The 1,022-nt window shown below is 49.7% G+C and carries 1 protein-coding gene; it reads right to left on the bottom strand.

What is annotated here, in order from left to right:
- Nucleotides 1-845, bottom strand: an 845-nt coding sequence (locus ACRC27_RS07090; RefSeq protein ID WP_438639523.1) for a PTS transporter subunit EIIC, incomplete at its 3' end; no start/stop codon positions are given.
- Nucleotides 846-1,022 lie beyond the last annotated feature (177 nt).

Raw genomic sequence — 1,022 nt, 5'->3', positions numbered from 1 at the left:
GCGTAGCTGTCAATGGCGACTGCGCCCGCAGCGACCAGGTCGTTAAGTAAAATACCTGCAGGGCCAACAACTACCAGGGCCAGCGGTGCGGTGAGCAGCAAAATCAGCATCGGTTTGATGAAAAACTTAATAATCGATGGTGAAACCTTTTCGGCAAAGCGCTCAACCCACGACATGAGCCACACCGTTAGAATGATTGGCAGAACCGACCCCGCGTAGTTGGAAAGCAGTACATTGATACCGACAAAATCGACCTTTTGAGCTGTTGCTAGCATTTGGTCAATCCCCGGATGCAGCAACACGCCAGCAAGGGTCATAGCCAGAATCGGGTTACATTCAAACTTCAGCGATGCCCCGTAAGCCAGCAGTACCGGCAGGAAGAAGAAAGCAGCATCAGCAATAATATTGAGCAGTTGATAGGTTGAGCTGGTTTCGCTTATCAGTCCCGTGAGTTTGAGAATGGCCAGCAGTGCTTTAATCATCCCCGCGCCGGTAATCGCCGGGATCACTGGAGTGAATGTGGTCGAAATAACGCTGATAATATGTGTGACGAAACTGGTCGATTGCGCGTTCTTGTCACTGCCTGCCAGACTTTGCTTCTCCGGCAACCCCTTATTGAGCAGGCGATAAACCTGCTGCACTTCATTACCGATAACGATCTGGAACTGGCCGCCTTTCTCGACCACGCTGATCACCCCGGGGATGGCGCTAATCTGCGCAGCGTTAACCTTGGCGCGATGATTAAATTCCATCCGCAGCCGGGTCGCACAATGGGTGAGCATACGGATATTCTCCGCACCACCTACTGCGTGGAGTATTTTGTCTGCTGTTTCTTTATAGTTCATAGCTTCCTCGGTGTTGAGGCAAAAAAAAGACCAAAACAGAGACGCTCCCCTTAACGGGAGAGCATTTCTATTTTGGTCTTGCCTGCTTTCGCAGTAACACGCCATCATAAAAATGGGTTACTTTGAGGCATTGTCTAAACAGTAATGAAATACATCAATCACAGCTGAACGAAATTG

This window comes from Plesiomonas sp. (genome assembly GCF_051650925.1).
GTDB lineage: Bacteria > Pseudomonadota > Gammaproteobacteria > Enterobacterales > CAMTGL01 > Plesiomonas.
This window is presented reverse-complemented; position numbering and strand designations above follow the sequence as displayed.